General features: G+C 68.2%; 17 protein-coding genes. 9 read left to right on the top strand and 8 right to left on the bottom strand.

What is annotated here, in order from left to right; translation table 11 throughout:
- Positions 1-38: 38 nt before the first annotated feature.
- Both A5747_RS09520 and A5747_RS09525 read left to right on the top strand, forming a co-directional pair.
- The gene (locus A5747_RS09520) at positions 39-1181 is read left to right on the top strand and encodes a glycoside hydrolase family 76 protein (RefSeq protein ID WP_076123569.1); all 1143 of its coding nucleotides are present in this window, start codon (positions 39-41) and stop codon (positions 1179-1181) included.
- Positions 1178-3127, top strand: a complete 1950-nt coding sequence (locus A5747_RS09525) for an acetoacetate--CoA ligase (protein WP_076123570.1) — start codon at positions 1178-1180, stop codon at positions 3125-3127. The genes A5747_RS09520 and A5747_RS09525 overlap by 4 nt, the downstream gene beginning before the upstream one ends.
- Here the strand turns inward: A5747_RS09525 and A5747_RS09530 are convergent.
- Complete coding sequence (locus A5747_RS09530; RefSeq protein ID WP_076123571.1) at positions 3089-3805, bottom strand: DedA family protein; 717 nt, start codon at positions 3803-3805, stop codon at positions 3089-3091. The two genes, A5747_RS09525 and A5747_RS09530, sit on opposite strands and share 39 nt — an antisense overlap.
- A 73-nt stretch (positions 3806-3878) precedes the next feature.
- On the opposite strand from A5747_RS09530, the gene fbaA reads away from it, so the two are divergent.
- Positions 3879-4910 (top strand): class II fructose-bisphosphate aldolase, encoded by a 1032-nt coding sequence (gene fbaA, locus A5747_RS09535; RefSeq protein WP_076123572.1) that lies wholly within the window; start codon positions 3879-3881, stop codon positions 4908-4910.
- An 80-nt stretch (positions 4911-4990) separates the two neighbouring features.
- On the opposite strand, the gene A5747_RS09540 is transcribed toward fbaA, so the two are convergent.
- Positions 4991-5851 (bottom strand): hypothetical protein, encoded by an 861-nt coding sequence (locus A5747_RS09540; protein ID WP_076123573.1) that lies wholly within the window; start codon positions 5849-5851, stop codon positions 4991-4993.
- 18 nt (positions 5852-5869) lie between these two features.
- Here A5747_RS09540 and A5747_RS09545 point away from each other — a divergent pair, with 18 nt between their 5' ends.
- On the top strand, positions 5870-6283 hold the full coding sequence (locus A5747_RS09545) for a DUF3151 domain-containing protein (protein ID WP_076123574.1): 414 nt from the start codon (positions 5870-5872) through the stop codon (positions 6281-6283).
- Here A5747_RS09545 and A5747_RS09550 read toward each other — a convergent pair.
- From A5747_RS09550 to A5747_RS09565, 4 genes are read right to left on the bottom strand one after another with little or no spacing between them, the layout of a single operon-like run.
- Complete coding sequence (locus A5747_RS09550; protein WP_076123575.1) at positions 6280-7179, bottom strand: cation diffusion facilitator family transporter; 900 nt, start codon at positions 7177-7179, stop codon at positions 6280-6282. The two genes, A5747_RS09545 and A5747_RS09550, sit on opposite strands and share 4 nt — an antisense overlap.
- A gap of 40 nt (positions 7180-7219) precedes the next feature.
- The gene (locus tag A5747_RS09555) at positions 7220-7999 is read right to left on the bottom strand and encodes a site-2 protease family protein (RefSeq protein WP_076123576.1); all 780 of its coding nucleotides are present in this window, start codon (positions 7997-7999) and stop codon (positions 7220-7222) included.
- Positions 8000-8008: 9 nt separating this feature from the next.
- Positions 8009-8383 (bottom strand): DoxX family protein, encoded by a 375-nt coding sequence (locus tag A5747_RS09560; RefSeq protein WP_076123577.1) that lies wholly within the window; start codon positions 8381-8383, stop codon positions 8009-8011.
- A gap of 33 nt (positions 8384-8416) precedes the next feature.
- Positions 8417-9073 (bottom strand): peptidase M50, encoded by a 657-nt coding sequence (locus A5747_RS09565; RefSeq protein WP_076123578.1) that lies wholly within the window; start codon positions 9071-9073, stop codon positions 8417-8419.
- Between the two features lie 81 nt (positions 9074-9154).
- On the opposite strand from A5747_RS09565, the gene A5747_RS09570 reads away from it, so the two are divergent.
- Genes A5747_RS09570 through A5747_RS09590 form a run of 5 tightly spaced genes read left to right on the top strand, consistent with a single transcriptional unit; the run spans position 9155 to position 14052 of the window.
- Positions 9155-10453 (top strand): adenylosuccinate synthase, encoded by a 1299-nt coding sequence (locus tag A5747_RS09570; protein ID WP_076123579.1) that lies wholly within the window; start codon positions 9155-9157, stop codon positions 10451-10453.
- Entirely contained in the window at positions 10450-11106 is a 657-nt protein-coding gene (locus tag A5747_RS09575; RefSeq protein ID WP_076123580.1) for a PaaI family thioesterase, read from the top strand. The genes A5747_RS09570 and A5747_RS09575 overlap by 4 nt, the downstream gene beginning before the upstream one ends.
- A 35-nt stretch (positions 11107-11141) precedes the next feature.
- A complete protein-coding gene (gene purT / locus A5747_RS09580; protein ID WP_076123581.1) occupies positions 11142-12416 on the top strand; it encodes a formate-dependent phosphoribosylglycinamide formyltransferase in 1275 nt (424 codons plus the stop codon).
- Complete coding sequence (locus A5747_RS09585; protein ID WP_076123582.1) at positions 12413-12835, top strand: rhodanese-like domain-containing protein; 423 nt, start codon at positions 12413-12415, stop codon at positions 12833-12835. Before purT ends, A5747_RS09585 begins: the two co-directional genes overlap by 4 nt.
- Positions 12832-14052: an O-succinylhomoserine sulfhydrylase gene (locus tag A5747_RS09590; RefSeq protein WP_076123583.1), complete on the top strand. Its 1221-nt coding sequence runs from the start codon at positions 12832-12834 to the stop codon at positions 14050-14052. The genes A5747_RS09585 and A5747_RS09590 overlap by 4 nt, the downstream gene beginning before the upstream one ends.
- On the opposite strand, the gene A5747_RS09595 is transcribed toward A5747_RS09590, so the two are convergent.
- Complete coding sequence (locus A5747_RS09595; protein WP_076123584.1) at positions 14049-15428, bottom strand: NAD(P)/FAD-dependent oxidoreductase; 1380 nt, start codon at positions 15426-15428, stop codon at positions 14049-14051. The two genes, A5747_RS09590 and A5747_RS09595, sit on opposite strands and share 4 nt — an antisense overlap.
- Positions 15429-15666: 238 nt before the next feature.
- Positions 15667-17367: a serine/threonine-protein kinase PknH/PknJ gene (locus tag A5747_RS09600; protein WP_076123610.1), complete on the bottom strand. Its 1701-nt coding sequence runs from the start codon at positions 17365-17367 to the stop codon at positions 15667-15669.
- Positions 17368-17715 lie beyond the last annotated feature (348 nt).

Genomic DNA, 17715 nt, shown 5'->3' on the forward strand with positions numbered 1-17715 from the left:
GACGGGGCGGGCGCTGCGCTGAGGCAGGATCGGACGGTATGGACCAGCTATGGGCGAACCGGGCGGCCAGCTCCGAAGCCGCGATCACGCAACGACACCTGAAACGGCTGTGGGCGCTGCCGGGCACCCAGCTCGGCGTGGTGGCCTGGCCGTCGACCCGCAAGGACCGCTTGTTCGGCACCTGGCACTACTGGTGGCAGGCGCATCTGCTGGATTGCCTGGTCGATGCGCAGCTGCGGGATCCGCGGCCGCAGCGGCGGACCGAGATCAACCGCCAGGTGCGCTCGCACCGGCTGCGCAACAACTTTCGCTGGACCAACAGCTACTACGACGACATGGCGTGGCTGGCACTCGCGCTGGAACGGGCCGCGCGGATCGCCGGCGTCGAACGCCACCGCGCGCTGCCCAAGCTCGCCGGCCAGTTCGTCAAGGCGTGGGTGCCCGAGGACGGCGGTGGCATCCCATGGCGCAAGCAGGACCAGTTCTTCAACGCGCCCGCCAACGGACCGGCGGGACTGTTCCTGGCCCGCTACTCCGACAGCCATCCGGACGTCCTGAAACGTGCCGAGCAGATGGGCGATTGGATCGACGCCACACTGATCGACCCGGAGACGCACCTGGTGTTCGACGGCATCAAGGCCGGGTCGCTGGTACGCGCGCAGTACACCTACTGCCAGGGAGTGGTGCTCGGGCTGGAAACCGAGCTCGCGGCGCGCACCGGCGCGGAAGCCAGGGCCCGGCACCAGGCGCGCGTGCATCGCCTGGTCGCGGCCGTCGACGAGCACATGGCGGCGTCGGGCGTGCTCAAGGGCGCCGGCGGCGGGGACGGCGGGCTGTTCGCCGGCATCACCGCCCGCTACCTCGCGCTGGTGGCCACCACGCTGCCGGGCGACTCCGCCGACGACGCGGTGGCCCGCGACACCGCACGCACCTTGGTGCTCGCCAGCGCGAAATCCGCATGGGAAAACCGGCAAACGGCGAACGGACTGCCGGTCTTCGGGGCGTTTTGGGACCGCGACGCCCAATTGCCCACCGCCGGCGGCCAGGCGGCGCAATTCGTCGCGGGCGCGGTGATGGAATCCGAGGTCGCCGAGCGCGATCTGTCGGTGCAACTGTCCGGGTGGATGCTGATGGAGGCCGCCTGTAACGTCACCGCCGTGACGGCGGCCGGCGCGACATGACCGAACCCGGCGACTGGATCCCCGACGAGGCAACGGTTTCCGGCGCCAACATCACCCGTTTCCTGCGCTGGCTCGCCGAGACGGGACGCGGCGAGTTCGCGGACTACCACGCGCTGTGGGCGAAGTCGGTGGCCGACATCGAGTGGTTCTGGGACGCGGTCTTCACCTACTTCGACGTCCAGGCGGCGAGCCCGCCCCGCTCGGTGCTGGGCGACCGCGCCATGCCGGGCACCGAGTGGTTTCCCGGTGCCACGCTCAACTACGCCGCCGAGGTCTTCCGCCACGCCACCGACGAGCGACCCGCCCTGATCGTCGTCGGCGAGGACGGCTCGGCCGAGTGGTCGTGGGCGCGGCTGGAGCGGGAGACGGCGGCGTTCGCGGCCTACCTGAAGGGCCTCGGCGTCCAGCCCGGCGACGCCGTCGTCGGATACCTGCCCAACGTCGCCGAGGCCGTCGTCGCCGCACTGGCCGCGGCCAGCGTGGGCGCGATCTGGGCGGTGTGCAATCAGGACCTGGCCGTGGAAGGCGTGGTCGCGAGGCTCGGTCAACTGGAGCCGGCCGTGCTGGTCGCCAGCGACGGCTCGCGCTACCACGGCAAGCGCATCGATCGCCGCGACGAGCTGGCCATGATCCGGCGCGCGCTGCCGACCCTGCGGGCCACCGTGGTGGTGCCGCGGCTCGGGCTCGACGTGGACCCCGACGGCGTGGTGCCGTGGCTCGCGGCCGTCCAAGCGGAGGCCGCCCTGGAGACGACGGCGGTTCCATTCGCGCACCCGCTGTGGGTGCTGTTCTCGTCGGGGACAACCGGCAAACCGAAGGGCATCGTGCACGGCCACGGCGGCGTGCTGCTGGAGCACCTGAAGTATCTGAGCCTGCAGCTGGACCTGCACCCCGGCGACCGGTACCTGTGGTACTCATCGACCAGCTGGGCGATGTGGAACATTCAGCTGTCCGGTCTGCTGGTCGACACCACCATCGTGCTCTACGACGGCAGCCCGACCCACCCGACGACCGACGGCCTCTGGCGGGTCGCCGCCCAGGCCGGTGTCACGTTCCTGGGCACCGGGGCGGGCTACGTGTTGGCCTGCGCCAAGGAAAAGCTGAAACCCGGTGCGTCGTATCCGCTGGACGCGCTGCGCGCGGTGGGTTCCACGGGTTCACCGCTGCCCGCCACCGGATTCCGTTGGGTACAAGAGGGACTCGGCCGGTGCGTTCCGGTGATCTCGATGAGTGGTGGCACCGACGTGTGCACGGCGTTCCTCGGCGGTTGCCCGATTCTGCCGGTGGTAGCAGGCGAGCTGTCGTGCATCTGCCTGGGCGCGGCCGTCGAATCATGGTCGGCCGACGGACGCCCGGTCATCGGGGAAGAGGGCGAACTCGTGCTCACGCAGCCGATGCCGTCGATGCCGGTCTTTTTCTGGAACGACGACGACGGCAGCCGCTACCGCGCCGCCTACTTCGATAAGTACCCGGGCGTGTGGTGTCACGGCGACTGGATCACCATCACCGACCGGGGATCCGTTGTGGTGCATGGCCGTTCGGATGCCACCCTCAATCGGCTCGGTGTTCGGATGGGCAGCACCGAGATCTACAGCGCGGTGGAGGGCCTGCCCGAGGTGCGTGATTGCCTGGTGGTCGGCGTCGAGCAGGACGACGGCGGCTACTGGATGCCGCTGTTCGTGGACCTGACGGACGGTGTCGAACTCGACGAGGAGCTGAAGTCGCGCATCGTCGCCGAAATCCGTCGGCACGCCTCGCCGCGGCACGTACCGGATGCCGTCCTCGCGGTTGCGGGTATCCCGCGGACGCTGACCGGCAAACGCTTGGAAATCCCGATCAAACGGATCCTGCTCGGGGCGGCACCGGGTGAGGCCGTGCAACGCAGTTCGGTCGACAGGCCGGAACTGCTAGACGCTTTCGTTGCGTACCGGCGAAGTCGGGTCTGACTCGGGCTCCTGCTCGGCTGCGGGCTGCGTGGTCGAGCGGCGGCGCCCCCGGTAGCCGCGCCACGCGGCGATGAACGCCGGCATCAGCGACACGAACAGGATCGCCAGGATGATCTTTTCCAGGTTCTGGTGGACGAACGGCACGGTGCCCAGGAAGTAGCCCGCCAGCGTCGCGCCGCCGCCCCAGGCGATGCCGCCGACGATGTCGAACCCGAGGAACACCGGGTAGCGCATGTACGACACCCCGGCGACCACCGGCACGAACGTCCGCACGAACGGCGCGAAGCGGGCCAGGATGATCGCCCACGGCCCGTACTTCTCGAAGAACGCGTGCGACTCCGTCACGTAATGCTTCTTGAAGAACCGGGAGTCTTCCTTCTTGAACAGCGCCGGCCCGATCCGTCGCCCGATGAAGTATCCGGTCTGATCGCCCAGGATCGCTACCAGCGCGACGGCGGGCGCCAGCACCCAGATGCTGGCGGGCGGGTTCGGGTGCGCGGCCAGCAGCCCGCCGGTGAACAACAGCGATTCCCCGGGCAGCAGCGGAAACAGCAATCCGGTCTCGATGAAGACGATGATCAGGATCCCGGGCAGCACCGCGGACCCGAAGACGCCGTTGGCGCCCAGCCAGTACATCGGGTCGAGGATGTCCGGCAGGGCCGTGACGGCGGTGTGCATGGTGGTTCAACATACCGTCGTTGCCTTGCGGGCCGGGAAACAACGCCCGACGCCTGGTTGCGATACTTACCGCATGCCTATCGCAACGCCCGAGGTCTACGCCGAGATGCTGGGCCGTGCCAAGGAGAACTCGTACGCTTTCCCGGCCATCAACTGCACCTCCTCGGAGACCGTCAACGCTGCCATCAAAGGCTTCGCCGACGCGGGCAGTGACGGCATCATCCAGTTCTCCACCGGCGGCGCGGAGTTCGCGTCGGGGCTCGGGGTGAAAGACATGGTCAGCGGCGCGGTGGCGCTGGCCAAGTTCACCCGCAGCATCGCGGCCAAATACCCGATCAACGTCGCGCTGCACACCGATCACTGCCCGAAGGACAAGCTGGACACGTACGTGCGGCCGCTGCTGGCGATCTCGGCCAAGCGGGTGGCCGCCGGCAAGGACCCGCTCTTCCAGTCCCACATGTGGGACGGCTCCGCGGTGCCGATCGACGAGAACCTGGACATCGCGCAGGGGCTGCTCAAAGAGGCCGCGGCCGCCAAGATCATCCTCGAGATCGAGATCGGCGTGGTCGGCGGCGAAGAGGACGGTGTGGCCAACGAGATCAACGACAAGCTCTACACCACCCCGGACGACTTCGAGAAGACCATCGACGCGCTGGGCCACGGCGAGCACGGCAAGTACCTGCTGGCCGCGACCTTCGGCAATGTGCACGGCGTGTACAAGCCCGGCAACGTCAAGCTCCGCCCCGACATCCTGGCCCAGGGGCAGCAAGTGGCGGCGGCCAAGCTCGGGTTGTCAGCGGACGCCAAGCCGTTCGACTTCGTGTTCCACGGCGGCTCGGGCTCGGAGAAGTCGGAGATCGTGGAGGCGCTGCGCTACGGCGTGGTGAAGATGAACGTCGACACCGACACCCAGTACGCGTTCACCCGCCCGATCGCCGGCCACATGTTCACCAACTACGACGGCGTCCTCAAGGTCGACGGCGAAGTGGGCAGCAAGAAGGTCTACGACCCGCGCAGCTACCTCAAGAAGGCCGAAGCCGCGATGACCGAGCGCGTCATCGAGGCCTGCAACGACCTTCATTGCGCCGGGAAGTCGGTCAGCTAGCCGGCCGCCGCGGCCTGCGAACGTGCGGCTGGCCGCACACTCGGCACCGAACGTGCGGCTGGCCGCACGCTCGGCACGCGCTAGCCGCTGGGGGACTGGCAGATCTCCCACTTGTCGTCGCGGTATTGCAGGTCCAGGCTGCGGGTCGAGCGCACCTGCGGGTCGTAGGCCATGAACGTGGTGACGTTCGCCTCGGCGTGTTGGCCGTTGACGACCACCTGGTCGATGCTGGCGATCACCGGATATTGCTTGGCCGCCGAGACGCGCTGATAGGTCTCGGCCCACGCGTGCTCGTCGTAATCCACATACCCGTCGCGGGTGGTGCCGCACGTGATGCTGCGCAGCGCCGTCAGATCGCCCCGCTGCACCGCGACGTCGAACTCCTGGATGGTGTGGCGGACCTGATCCTCCGGCGAGACCTTCAGGTGCTTGCTGCGGGTCAGCAGCACCGTGCCCAGGATCGCGATCGCCGCCAGCGCCAACACCACGACGATCAGCGCCAGCACCAATCCCCAGTTGAATTGCCTTGATGTCCGGACCTTTTCCCCGTCACGAGGTGGAATCGATTGTGGTACAGCCGATTTCGGCGGCATGCCGGCGGGGGGCGTTGTCACCGGAGTGGTCGGCGGCGATGCGAAGACCTCGGTGGCCGGCTCGGGGGTGGTGGCGATGATCGCCGTCTCTTTCGCGTCGAATCCCGGTGCGGTGAAACGACGTTCGCGCTGCTGCCCCTCCGGATTCTCCGGATCGCCGGCCGGCTCGGGTTTGTTGATCACCACGGTCTCGGTCTCGGCGTCGTTGGGAATCAGGGGCTGGCCCTCGGGTTGCTCTTCGCCGGACTCGGCGGCCCGCTCGTCGGCCGGGTCGCTCCGGGATTCCGGCGGCTCGGACCCAGGCCGGTTCGGCGCGCCGCCGCGGTCGGGCTCGGGTGCGTTGGGCATGACGGCAGAATAGACGACATGACGCCGATGGGTGATCTTCTGGGACCTGATCCAATTCTGTTGCCTCCTGACAGCGATGCCGAGGCCGCGCTGCTCGCCAAGGAGAACCCGGGCATCGTCGCCGCCGCGCATCCGTCGGCGTCGGTGGCCTGGGCGGCGCTGGCCGAGGAGGCGCTGGCGGACGACAAGGCGATCACGGCCTACGCGTATGCGCGCACGGGTTATCACCGGGGCCTGGATCAGCTGCGCCGCAACGGCTGGAAGGGTTTCGGGCCGGTGCCGTATTCGCACGAGCCCAACCGGGGCTTCCTGCGGTGTGTGGCGGCGCTGGCGCGGGCCGCCGACGCGATCGGCGAGACCGACGAGTACGCGCGTTGCCTGGATCTGCTCGACGACTGCGATCCCACCGCCCGCCCGGCGCTCGGGCTCTAGCAGCCCTCCGAACAGTCGCCGTTGCCGCCCGGACAGTCGATCTGAACCGTGGCGTGGCGCAGCCCGCGCGCGGACAACACCTCCCGCGCGTCCTGCAGCACCCGCGCGGAGTCGGCGGTGCTGGTCAAGTGCGCCGTGCACATGTCCTTGCCGGGCGAAAGCGTCCACACGTGCAGGTCGTGCACCTCGGTCACGCCGTCGACGGCGTGCAGGGCCGAACGCAGCTCCTCGACGTCGATGTGGACCGGCGATGATTCGGACAGGATCCGGAGCGCGTCGCGGGCCAGGGAGATGGCCCGGGGCAGCACCCAGAGCGCGACCAACACGGCGACCACCACGTCGGCGTACGGCCAGTGTGTGGTGACGGTGACGACGCCGGCGATCAGGACGCCCACGCTGCCGACCGTGTCGGCGACGACCTCCATGTAGGCGCCCTGCACGGCCAGGCTCTGCGACGAGTGGGACCGAAGCAGTAGCGCCACGACGAAGTTGGCGGCGAGGCCGGCCAGCGCGACCACAATCATCGGCACGCCGGGGATCGACGGCGCGTCCCGGAGCCGCCGGATGGCCTCCCACAGGATGAACAGGGCGACCCCGATCAGCAGGCCTGCGTTGGCGACCGCGGTGAACACCTCGGCGCGATGCCAGCCGTAGGTGCGTGCGGGCGACGAACTGCCGCGCCGGGCCAGCATGACGGCGGCCAAGCCCATGAACACCGCCACGACGTCGGTGAGCATGTGGCCGGCGTCGGCCAGCAACGCGATCGAATTGATCAGCAGCGACGTCGTCAACTCCACGACGAAGAAGGCCGCCAGAATCGCGGCGGCCATGATCATGCGGGGGATCATCCGGGACGCGTCGGCCTCGGCGGGGGTGTGGTTGTGGCCGGCGCCCATGGAGTGCAATATATGCGCGTTAGCGCATATATTGCAAGGGTCAGAACCAGCGGCTCCAGAACCGGGTGAGGGAGTTGCCGGCGCCCGCCAGCATGTGAGGCACGCCCGAGAGATCGAAGAGCCAACCCACGATCCCGAAGAGCCATTGGTTCAACACCGGCGCCAGGAGCACGAACAGCAGGATGAAGATTCCCCACTGCTTGGCGGGTGCCACCGCGCGCTGGGTCTCGGGGCTCAGGTGTGGCTCCAGGGCGTCGTAGCCGTCCAGGCCCGGGATCGGCAGCAGGTTCAGCACGACGGCCATGATCTGGAGGAAGCCCAGAAACGCGACGCCGGCCCACAGCACCACATGGTTCGGGTCCAAGAACAAGCGGGTCAGCGTCAGCAGCAGGATCGCCAGCAGCAGGTTGGCCGCCGGGCCCGCCAGGCTGACCAGGGTACGGCGGGTGGGCGTCATGAACCCCGTCCGCAAATACACCGCGGCGCCCGGCAGGCCGATGCCGCCCAGGGCGATGAACACCATCGGCAACAGCAGCGACAGCCCGGGATGGCTGTAGCGCCGCGGATCCAGTGTCAGGTAGCCGCGCACGGCGGCGTCGTGGTCGCCGAAGCGCCAGGCGGTCAGCGCGTGCCCGAATTCGTGCAGGCACAACGACACCAGCCAGCCGGCGATCACAAAGGTGAAAACCCCGGCGTAGGCCAGCGGCCGCACGGTCGCCCCGGCCAGCCAGGCGAGCACGCCGCCGACCGCGGTCAATCCGAGCAGGGCCAAGAAGATCGGGCTGGGGCGCACCGATTCGTGCACCCTGGAAAAGCTCACCGATCGAAACTACCGGACCACCACGCGCCGCCGCTGTGGGCGCAACGCCCAGGAGGCCACGGTGAGCCCCACGAGAATGACGGGACCCACCAGCGTTTTGGCGTCATCGCCCGCCCAGATGTGCGAGGCCGTCGCGCCGAGGTAGACGAACATCAGGCCCGCGTACGCCCATTCCTTCACCAGGGGCAGGCGCGGCGCCAGCAGTGCGATGCCGGCCGCCACGTAGCAGACGCCGAGGATCGTCATGAAGTACGGCGGATATCCCAGATGTGTCACGACGCCCTTGAACGGTTGCAGGCGTAAGGCGCCCATCACCCCACCCACGAAACATTCGGCGGCGAGCGGGCCGGTCGTCAACCAATAGGCGACGTTGATACGCGTCATAAAACATCGACACCGCGCGAGCCCGAAATGTGACTACCGGACCTGCAGCCAACCCTCGACGTGGCGGTAGAACGTCGACCGGCGTGCGGACCGGGACGCCGGAACACCGTCGCGCACCACGACGACGCCCGTGCTGCCCAGCTGGACGGCGCGGCCGGTGATCCATCGGCCGCCCGCAGTCCTGGCCCGCAGGCCCGGCACGGCCAGCGTCGGCTCGATGTCCACGCCGTCGACGTCGCCGTCGAACAGCGCGGTGTCATCGACGACGGCTTCGCCGTGCAGCGGCTCCCGGTCCTCGGCGGGTCGCCAGCTGGCCCGGCCCACGATCACCGACCCCGTCTCGTCGCGGATCAGCGGCACCCGCCGGGCCCTTCCGCGGCGGGCGCGCCGGGCCGCCCGGCGTCCGGAGGCCACCCGATACACCCGGGTCGCCGCGGTGCGCCGGCGCGGCACGTACGCCACCTCGACGTCGAGCCGTTCCGCACGCAGCAGCCGGCTGAGCACCGCGGCCAGGTCGGCGTCGCCGCCGACCACCGCCAGCCGTCGGTGTGGCCCGATCGCGTCGTCGATGGCGGCCGAGTCAGTTGGGCCATCGGCTCGGCGGATCGGCAGGCCGTTCAGCCGCCCGGGCACCCGCGCGTCGCCGAACACCAACACCGCCACACCGGGCGTGGTATCGGCCGTGTTCACGACACTCCTCGCAAATCGCTGGGATAGGGTAGGTCACCGGCTGGACCACAATAAGCAGGCGAGACCAGGTGGGAGCATGTCATGCCGGCAATCGTCCTCATCGGCGCCCAATGGGGCGACGAGGGCAAAGGTAAGGCCACCGACCTGCTTGGTGGGCGCGCGCAGTGGGTGGTGCGTTATCAGGGTGGCAACAATGCCGGGCACACCGTCGTCTTGCCGACCGGCGAGAACTTCGCGCTGCATCTGATCCCGTCCGGGGTGCTGACGCCGGGCGTCACCAACGTGATCGGCAACGGCGTGGTCGTCGACCCCGGCGTGCTGCTCGACGAGCTGAAGGGCCTCGAGGCCCGCGGGGTCGACACCTCCAAGCTGTTGATCTCCGCCGACGCGCACCTGCTGATGCCCTACCACGTCGCCATCGACAAGGTCACCGAGCGCTACATGGGCAACAAGAAGATCGGCACCACCGGCCGCGGCATCGGGCCGTGCTATCAGGACAAGATCGCCCGAATGGGAATCCGGGTCGCCGACGTGCTCGACCCGGAGCTGTTGTCGCACAAGGTCGAAGCGGCGCTGGAACTCAAGAACCAGATCCTGGTCAAGGTCTACAACCGCAAGGCGCTGGAGGCGGACCACGTCGTCGAGGTCCTGCTGGACCAGGCCGACGGATTTCGGCACCGCATCGCCGACACCCGGCTGTTGCTCAACGCGGCGCTGGAAGCCGGCGAAACGGTGTTGCTGGAGGGCTCGCAGGGCACGCTGCTCGATGTCGACCACGGCACGTATCCCTATGTGACGTCGTCGAATCCGACGGCGGGCGGTGCGGCCGTCGGATCCGGCATCGGCCCGACCCGGATCACCACCGTGCTCGGCATCCTCAAGGCCTACACCACCCGCGTGGGTTCCGGCCCGTTCCCCACCGAATTGTTCGACGAGAACGGCGAATACCTGTCGAAGACGGGCGGCGAATTCGGTGTCACCACCGGGCGGCGCCGGCGCTGCGGCTGGTTCGACGCGGTCATCGCCCGCTACGCCACCCGGGTCAACGGCATCACCGACTACTTCCTGACCAAACTCGACGTGCTGTCCAGCCTGGAGACGGTGCCGGTGTGCGTCGGCTATCGGATCGACGGCACCGAGACTCATGAAATGCCAATGACGCAAAGCGATCTGCACCGCGCCGAACCGATCTATGAGGAGCTGCCCGGCTGGTGGGAGGACATCTCGGCAGCGCGCGAATTCGACGACCTTCCGGCCAAGGCCCGCGACTACGTGTTGCGTCTGGAAGAGCTTGCCGGAGCACACGTTTCGTGCATCGGGGTCGGTCCCGGACGTGATCAGACGATCGTGCGCCGCGACATCCTGGCGGCCCGCCCGTGACCCAGCAACCAGAACAAGTCGAGCCGGACCCCAAACAACTCGACCCCGAATACGAGCATCACGGCGGCTTTCCGGAATACGGCCCCGCCAGCCCCGGCGCCGGATTCGGCCGCTTCGTGGAGTCCATGCGCCGGCTGCAGGACCTTGCCGTGTCCGCCGACCCCGGCGACGGCGTCTGGGACGACGCGGCCGATCGTGCCGCGGCGCTGGTGGAGCTGCTGGGCCCGTTCGAAGCCGACGAGGGCAAGGCGCCGGCCGGGCGGACGCCCGACCTGCCCGGCATGGGCAGCCTGCTGCTGCCGCCGTGGACCTTGACGCGGTATGCGCCCGACGGCGTCGAAATGACCGGCTATTTCACCAGGTTTCACGTCGGCGGCAACCACGCGGTGCACGGCGGTGTGCTTCCGCTGCTGTTTGACCACATGTTCGGGATGATCTCGCACGCCGCGGGACGACCGATCAGCCGGACGGCCTTCCTGCACGTCGACTACCGCAAGATCACCCCGATCGATACGCCCTTGGTAGTGCGCGGTCGCGTCACCAGTACCGAGGGACGCAAGGCGTTCGTGTCCGCCGAATTGGTCGACGGCGACGAAGCGGTGTTGGCCGAAGGCACCGGCCTGATGGTGCGATTGCTCCCGGGCCAGCCCTGAGCTGCGCTTTTGCCCCGCCGACCTATCCTTGTGCAGTGACTGACGGCTTGACCCACGGACCCGCCGACGACGACAAGACGTCGGCGATCGTGGTGGCCCCGCAGGCCGGCGACGCGCGCGCCGGCGGGGACGGCGACGTGCGTCCCCGCGTGATGCTGCTGGGTTCCGACGAGCTCAGCCGGGAGCTGACGATCGCGTTGCGGCGGCTGGGCGCCGAGGTGATCGCGGTCGACGGGTCTGCGGGCGCGCCCGCCCACCGCGTCGCCGACCAATCGCTCGTCATCGCCATGACCGACGCCGACGAGCTGTCGGCGGCCTTCCTGCGGCTGCAACCCGACTTCGTGGTGACCGCCGCCGACGCGGTCTCCGTCGACGCCCTCGACGCCCTGGCGACCGGGACACACAACGAGCTCGCCGAAGCGGTGCCCAGCGCCCGCGCCGTGCGGCTCGCCGCCGACCGTGAGGGCCTGCGCCGGCTGGCCGCCGACCAGCTGGGCCTGCCCACGGCGCCGTTCTGGTTCGCCGGATCGGTCGGCGAGCTCGAGGCGGTGGCCGCGCACGCGGGGTATCCGCTGCTGGTCAAACCCGTCAGGGGGCCGGTAGGCCCGGGACGATCGATGGTCGACGGACCCGACGACATCGGGCCCGCCTGGCGGCGTGCCGCGGGCGGTCATGCACAACCGCGGGTGCTGGCCGAGGCGGTGGTCGAGATCGAATTCGACGTCACCCTGTTTGCGGTGCGCAGCGAAGGCGCGCGCGGACCGGTGATCGAGTTCTGCCCGCCGATCGGTCATCGCCGCGCCGAGGCCGGCCTGCTGGAATCCTGGCAACCCCAAGAAATGAGCAGCGCCGCGATGGACGCCGCCAAATCCATCGCCGCGCGCATCGTCAAGGCGCTCGGCGGGCGTGGGGTGTTCGGTGTCGAATTGATGATCAACGGCGACGAGGTGTACTTCAACGACGTCACCGCATTCCCGCGCCAGAGTGCCTGGGTGACGCTGCGCACCCAGCGGCTTTCGGTGTTCGACCTGCAGGCGCGCGCCATTCTCGGCCTGCCGGTGGACACGATCATGATTTCGCCGGGTGCCGCCCACCCGATACCGCGGACCGACGGGGGAGGGTTCCCCGGCGCCGACGCGCTCAGCGGCGCGCTCGCGGTCCCGGAAGGCGATCTCCTGGTATTCGGCCCGCCCGCGGGTGCGTCGCGCCAACTCGGTGTGGCGCTGGCCACAGCGCCGGCCGTCGCGGCCGCACGGGACCGCGCCCGACAGGTGGCGACCGCGGTGAATATGCGAGACTCACGCGGGTGAGCTACGCAGGAGATATCACGCCGCTCGAGGCATGGAAGATGCTCAGCGACAACCCCCAGGCGGTGCTGGTCGACGTACGCACCGATGCCGAATGGCGGTTCGTCGGTGTGCCCGACCTGTCCAGCCTCGGCCGGGACGTGGTGTACATCGAATGGAATACGACCGACGGCACGTACAACGAGAACTTCGCGGCCGAACTGCGGAAACACATACCGCCCGCAGCGGACGACGAAGAGCGGCCCGTGGTCTTCCTGTGTCGCTCGGGCAACCGCTCCATCGGAGCCGCCGAGGTCGCGACCGAGGTTGGCATCACCCCGGCCTACAACGTGCTGGACGGCTTTGAAGGTCATCTCAACGCTCACGGCCATCGCGGCGAAACAGGTTGGCGGGCAATAGGATTGCCCTGGAAGCAGCTATGACCGACGTCCCGTCGGTCCGCATTCCCGAGCCGCTGCCCGACGGCGTCAGCCAGGCCACCACCGGGGTGCGCGGCGGGATCCTGCGGTCCGGCTTCGACGAGACCGCCGAGGCAATGTATTTGACGTCCGGCTACGTCTACGAGTCGGCCGCCGACGCGGAGAAGTCGTTCACCGGCGAAATCGACCGCTTCGTGTACTCCCGATACGGCAACCCCACCGTCTCCATGTTCGAGGAACGGTTGCGGCTGATCGAGGGCGCGCCGGCGGCATTCGCCACCGCGAGTGGCATGGCCGCGGTGTTCACCTCGCTGGGCGCGCTGCTGGCCGCCGGGGACCGGTTGGTCGCCTCCCGCAGCCTGTTCGGATCGTGTTTCGTGGTGTGCAACGAGATCCTGCCGCGTTGGGGCGTGGAGACGGTGTTCGTCGACGGTGACGACCTCGCGCAGTGGGAGCGGGCGCTGTCGGTGCCCACCGCGGCGGTGTTCTTCGAGACGCCGTCGAATCCGATGCAGTCGCTGGTCGACATCGCTGCCGTCACCGAACTGGCCCATGCCGCGGGGGCAAAGGTGGTGCTGGACAACGTGTTTGCCACGCCGCTGCTACAGCAGGGCATTCCGCTGGGAGTCGACGTGGTGGTGTACTCGGGCACCAAACACATCGACGGTCAGGGCCGGGTGCTGGGTGGCGCCATTCTGGGCGACAAGGAATACATCGACGGTCCGGTGCAGAAGCTGATGCGCCACACCGGTCCGGCGATGAGCGCCTTCAACGCCTGGGTTTTGCTGAAAGGACTTGAGACGCTGGCGATTCGCGTCGAACATGCCAATTCGTCGGCGCAGCGGATCGCGGAATTCCTGGAGTCGCATCCGGCGGTGAGCTGGGTGCGCTATCCCTACTTGACGTCGCACCCTCAGTACGATCTGGCCAAACGTCAGATGACCGGGGGCGGCACCGTGGTCACCTTCGCGCTCGACTGTGCGGAAAGCGCGGCCAAGCAACGGGCCTTCGACGTGCTCGACAAGCTGCAGCTGATCAACATTTCCAACAACCTGGGCGATGCCAAATCGCTTGTCACCCACCCGGCGACGACGACGCACCGGGCTATGGGCCCCGAGGGCCGCGCCGCGATCGGGCTGGGCGACAACGTGGTCCGCATCTCGGTCGGGCTGGAAGGCGCCGACGACCTGATCGCGGACATCGATCGGTCGCTGAGCTAGCCGGCTTGCCTTTCGGCGGCATCGGCGCGCTCGGCCGCGGCCAGCGCCCCTTCCTCCGCGTGTGCCTGCATCCAGTTCGTCACCACCCTGGCGTAGACCATCTGGCTGGTGATGGCCATCTGACCGCGGGTGCGCCCCAGGAAGGAGATGCCCCAGGCGAACATCGCCGCGATGCGATTGCGGTGGCCGATCAGGTAATACAGGTGCAGCACCAGCCAGGCCAGCCACGCGATGAAGCCGCCGAACTCCAGCTTGCCGACTTGTGCCACGGCGCTGAATCGGGACACCGTCGCCATGCTGCCCTTGTCGAAGTACTTGAACGGCTTGCGATTTGCCGGGTCGTCTTGGCCCTTGAGGCCGTGCTTGATCGCCGTCGTCGCGTAGTGCGCCCCCTGGATCGCGCCTTGCGCCATCCCGGGCACGCCCTGCATCGACATCAGATCACCGATGACGAAGACGTTCGGGTGTCCCTTGACGGTGAGATCGGGTTCCACGATCACCCGCCCGGCACGGTCGACTTCGGTTCCATCGGACTGGTCGGCGATCATCTTGCCCAGCGGGCTGGCCTGCACCCCGGCCGCCCATACCTTGCAGGCGCATTCGATCCGCCGTTCACCGCCGTCCTTGTCCCTGATGGTGATGCCCTTGTAGTCGACGGCGCTCACCATCGCGTTGAGCTGGATCTCGACGTCCATCTTCTCCAGCCGGCGTTGCGCCTTGAGGCCCAGCTTCTTTCCCATCGGCGGCAGCACCGCCGGGGCCGCGTCGAGCAGGATCACCCGGCAATCGCTGGGTTTGATGGTGCGAAACGCCCCGGCGAGCGTGCGCTCGGCGAGTTCGACGATCTGTCCGGCCACCTCGACGCCCGTCGGCCCGGCGCCGACCACCACGAAGGTCAGGCGCCGTTCCCGTTCGGCCGGGTCGGTGGCGACCTCGGCCGCCTCGAACGCGCCCAGGATGCGGCCGCGCAGCTCGAGCGCGTCGTCGATGGTCTTCATGCCGGGCGAGAAGGTGGCGAACTGGTCGTTGCCGAAGTAAGAGGTCTGCGCGCCCGCGGCCACGATGAGGCTGTCGTACGGGGTCACGGTCTCCATGTCGATCAACTTCGACGTGACGGTCTGCGCCTTGAGGTCGATCGCGTTGACCTCCCCCAGCAGCACCCGGACATTCTGTTGTTTGCGCAGGATCAACCGGGTCGTCGGGGCGATGTCGCCCTCGGACAGGATCCCCGTCGCCACCTGATACAGCAGCGGCTGGAACAGGTGCGTGGTCGTTTTGGAGATCAGCGTGATGTCCACGTCGGCCCGTTTGAGCGCCTTGGCCGCGGTCAGGCCGCCGAATCCGCTTCCGATGATGACCACGCGATGGCGTGACATAGCTACCCCTTTCACCTTCGCAGCGCATACCCACCCTATGACGTGACGAACGTGACCTGCGATCAATATTGATGTCGAGGGTTGTCTGTTAGGCGGAGTTGAGGCATTGGCGGCTTCTGGCGCTGAAAACCGTTGGTGAAATGCGACGTTCGAACCTCCGTCGCGTGCCGGGTCCCAGCTCACTCCGTTGCGCGCTGGCGACCAACATGGCGCGCAAACGTTGTGCGCCCGGTTGCTCCTAAGTGGCAACTTTGGCGGCGATTTGACGAGCGACGTTCACCGCGGAGTTGGACTGAGCGTCAGACAGGTTGTTGCTACACACGCCGACGTCGATGGCGACGTTGTTGGCCACGGTCAGCGCCCGCTGACAGGTCACCGTCGCCCCGGCGGCCCTGCCGGTCTTGGTGACGCTCAGGGTGCCGTTGCTGCTAGATACCGGCCCCACAGTCCACTCCGTATCGGGTACGCCCGGCTGGGTCACCGCGTATCGACGGTCTGAGCACGCCGGCCATCGTTGGGCGGAGGAGGCGAAGAACGCATCCGCATCGTGCGCGGAAGGAAACAACACCAGAGCCTGAAGGACGAAATGACTGAAATTGCCCGGTTCGTGTAGGCCCTGTTCGCGCACGGTGCTCCACCCGCTGCCCTCATAAACCGTGGCTTGCGCCGGGCCCTGCGCGGGTAGGCAGGCCTTGTCGGCCACTTGGGCGCTGGCGTCGTTCATCGCGGCGGAGGTTGCCGCGACCGTCATCTTGGTGGAGCCGACCGCGCTGTTGATTTGTTCGGGGCTGAGCCACAACCCCTGCAGCGCCTCAGCGGCGACCGGAGGCGCGGTGGTCGGGGCGGTCATGCTGGTCGTAGTGGTGGCGGCGGGGGTCGTGGTCGTCGGGGGCGGCCCCGCGTTGTCGTGCACCAGCAAGGCCATCGCGCCGATGATGAGGAGCGCGACAACCACCCCAACAACCCCTGCGGCGGTGGCGACACGGTTTTTGCGCCGGGCCGGAGGCTTGGCCGGGCGGGCGGCCTGGGTGGGTTCACCGGCGGCCGCGGCCTCGGTGCTGGCCAGGATGGTGTCGGCGTGGTCTTGGCCCACTTCGGTCAATGCGTGGTGGGCGGCGCGGGCCAGCTCACCGGCGCTGGCATAGCGATCCTGCGGGTCCTTGGCCATGCCACGCGCAATCACGTCATCAAACCCAGCCGGGACCTGCGGTCGTGCCTCGCTGGGGCGCGGGATCGGCGCGCTGAGGTGCGCGGTGATCAGCGCCGGCAGGTCCCCGCTGGCATACGGCGGGAAGCCGGTCAAACACTCATAGAGCACACACGTCAGCGCGTACACGTCCGCGCGGTGATCCACTTCGGTGTTACCCAGCCGCTCGGGAGCCATGTAGGCAAACGTTCCGATCGTGGTGCCCGAGCTGGTCAACTTGGCGTCGGTGGCCGCATTCGCCAAACCGAAATCGACCAGGCAGGCGAAATCCTCACCAGTTAGCAGAATGTTGGCCGGTTTGATGTCACGGTGGATCACCTGCGCGCCGTGCGCGGCATCCAGCGCGGAGGCGATCTGGCGCACAATCGCCACGGCCCGCGCCGGCTCCAGCGGCCCATCAGCCGCCAGCACGGCCTGCAGGTCAGTGCCCTCGATCAAACGCATATCGATGAACAGCTGCCCGTCGATCTCCCCGCAGTGGTGGATGGGCACCACGTGCGGCTCATGCAGGCGCCCGGCGGTGCGTGCCTCGCGGTACAACCGCTGCCGAAACACCGAGTTACCCGAGTAAGCAGGCGCCATCAGCTTCAACGCCACCACCCGATCCATCACGGTGTCTTCGGCCTCGTACACTTCCCCGAACCCGCCACGGCCCAACAACCGGCGCAGCAGATAATGCCCAAACCGCGACCCAGCCCGTCCCGGCCAACCCGCGGCGCTACCACCAACCATCGACTCTGGCACCACACCCCCCGCCGCCTACGCCACGCGGCAGCCAAAACACATCCCAGGCATCAGTATGCGACCCGTCCGGATCGACGGAGGCCAGTTCGTCAACACTCCCCAACCGCGTCGAACTCCAGATGCCGCAAACCCTCCATCGCCCGAACCCATATCGGCTGCCCGGCCATTCCGCGGCCCGACCACACTGCGGCGGCCCGAGGCCCGATAGCGATCCCGTGTCGCCTCGGCACGGGTCGCATCTTCGCGGGCAAACTTCCTGAGGCGCTCGTCGTCATCCTGGTGGTGATCGAAGGTAGGAAGCACGACGTGCGATTCGTCGGGCTGTGTGTTGTCGGA

It is taken from the genome of Mycobacterium sp. IS-836 (genome assembly GCF_001954275.1).
GTDB lineage: Bacteria > Actinomycetota > Actinomycetes > Mycobacteriales > Mycobacteriaceae > Mycobacterium.

What these genes read in the sequence shown, in the direction of transcription:
- A5747_RS09590 (WP_076123583.1), top strand. Translation starts at nt 12,832, where the DNA reads ATGACCGACGTCCCGTCGGTCCGCATTCCCGAGCCGCTGCCCGACGGC.
- A5747_RS09600 (WP_076123610.1), bottom strand. Translation starts at nt 17,367, where the DNA reads ATGGTTGGTGGTAGCGCCGCGGGTTGGCCGGGACGGGCTGGGTCGCGG.
- A5747_RS09525 (WP_076123570.1), top strand. Translation starts at nt 1,178, where the DNA reads ATGACCGAACCCGGCGACTGGATCCCCGACGAGGCAACGGTTTCCGGC.
- A5747_RS09550 (WP_076123575.1), bottom strand. Translation starts at nt 7,179, where the DNA reads ATGGGCGCCGGCCACAACCACACCCCCGCCGAGGCCGACGCGTCCCGG.
- A5747_RS09560 (WP_076123577.1), bottom strand. Translation starts at nt 8,383, where the DNA reads ATGACGCGTATCAACGTCGCCTATTGGTTGACGACCGGCCCGCTCGCC.
- A5747_RS09570 (WP_076123579.1), top strand. Translation starts at nt 9,155, where the DNA reads ATGCCGGCAATCGTCCTCATCGGCGCCCAATGGGGCGACGAGGGCAAA.
- A5747_RS09540 (WP_076123573.1), bottom strand. Translation starts at nt 5,851, where the DNA reads ATGCCCAACGCACCCGAGCCCGACCGCGGCGGCGCGCCGAACCGGCCT.
- A5747_RS09520 (WP_076123569.1), top strand. Translation starts at nt 39, where the DNA reads ATGGACCAGCTATGGGCGAACCGGGCGGCCAGCTCCGAAGCCGCGATC.
- A5747_RS09530 (WP_076123571.1), bottom strand. Translation starts at nt 3,805, where the DNA reads ATGCACACCGCCGTCACGGCCCTGCCGGACATCCTCGACCCGATGTAC.
- fbaA (WP_076123572.1), top strand. Translation starts at nt 3,879, where the DNA reads ATGCCTATCGCAACGCCCGAGGTCTACGCCGAGATGCTGGGCCGTGCC.
- A5747_RS09545 (WP_076123574.1), top strand. Translation starts at nt 5,870, where the DNA reads ATGACGCCGATGGGTGATCTTCTGGGACCTGATCCAATTCTGTTGCCT.
- A5747_RS09595 (WP_076123584.1), bottom strand. Translation starts at nt 15,428, where the DNA reads ATGTCACGCCATCGCGTGGTCATCATCGGAAGCGGATTCGGCGGCCTG.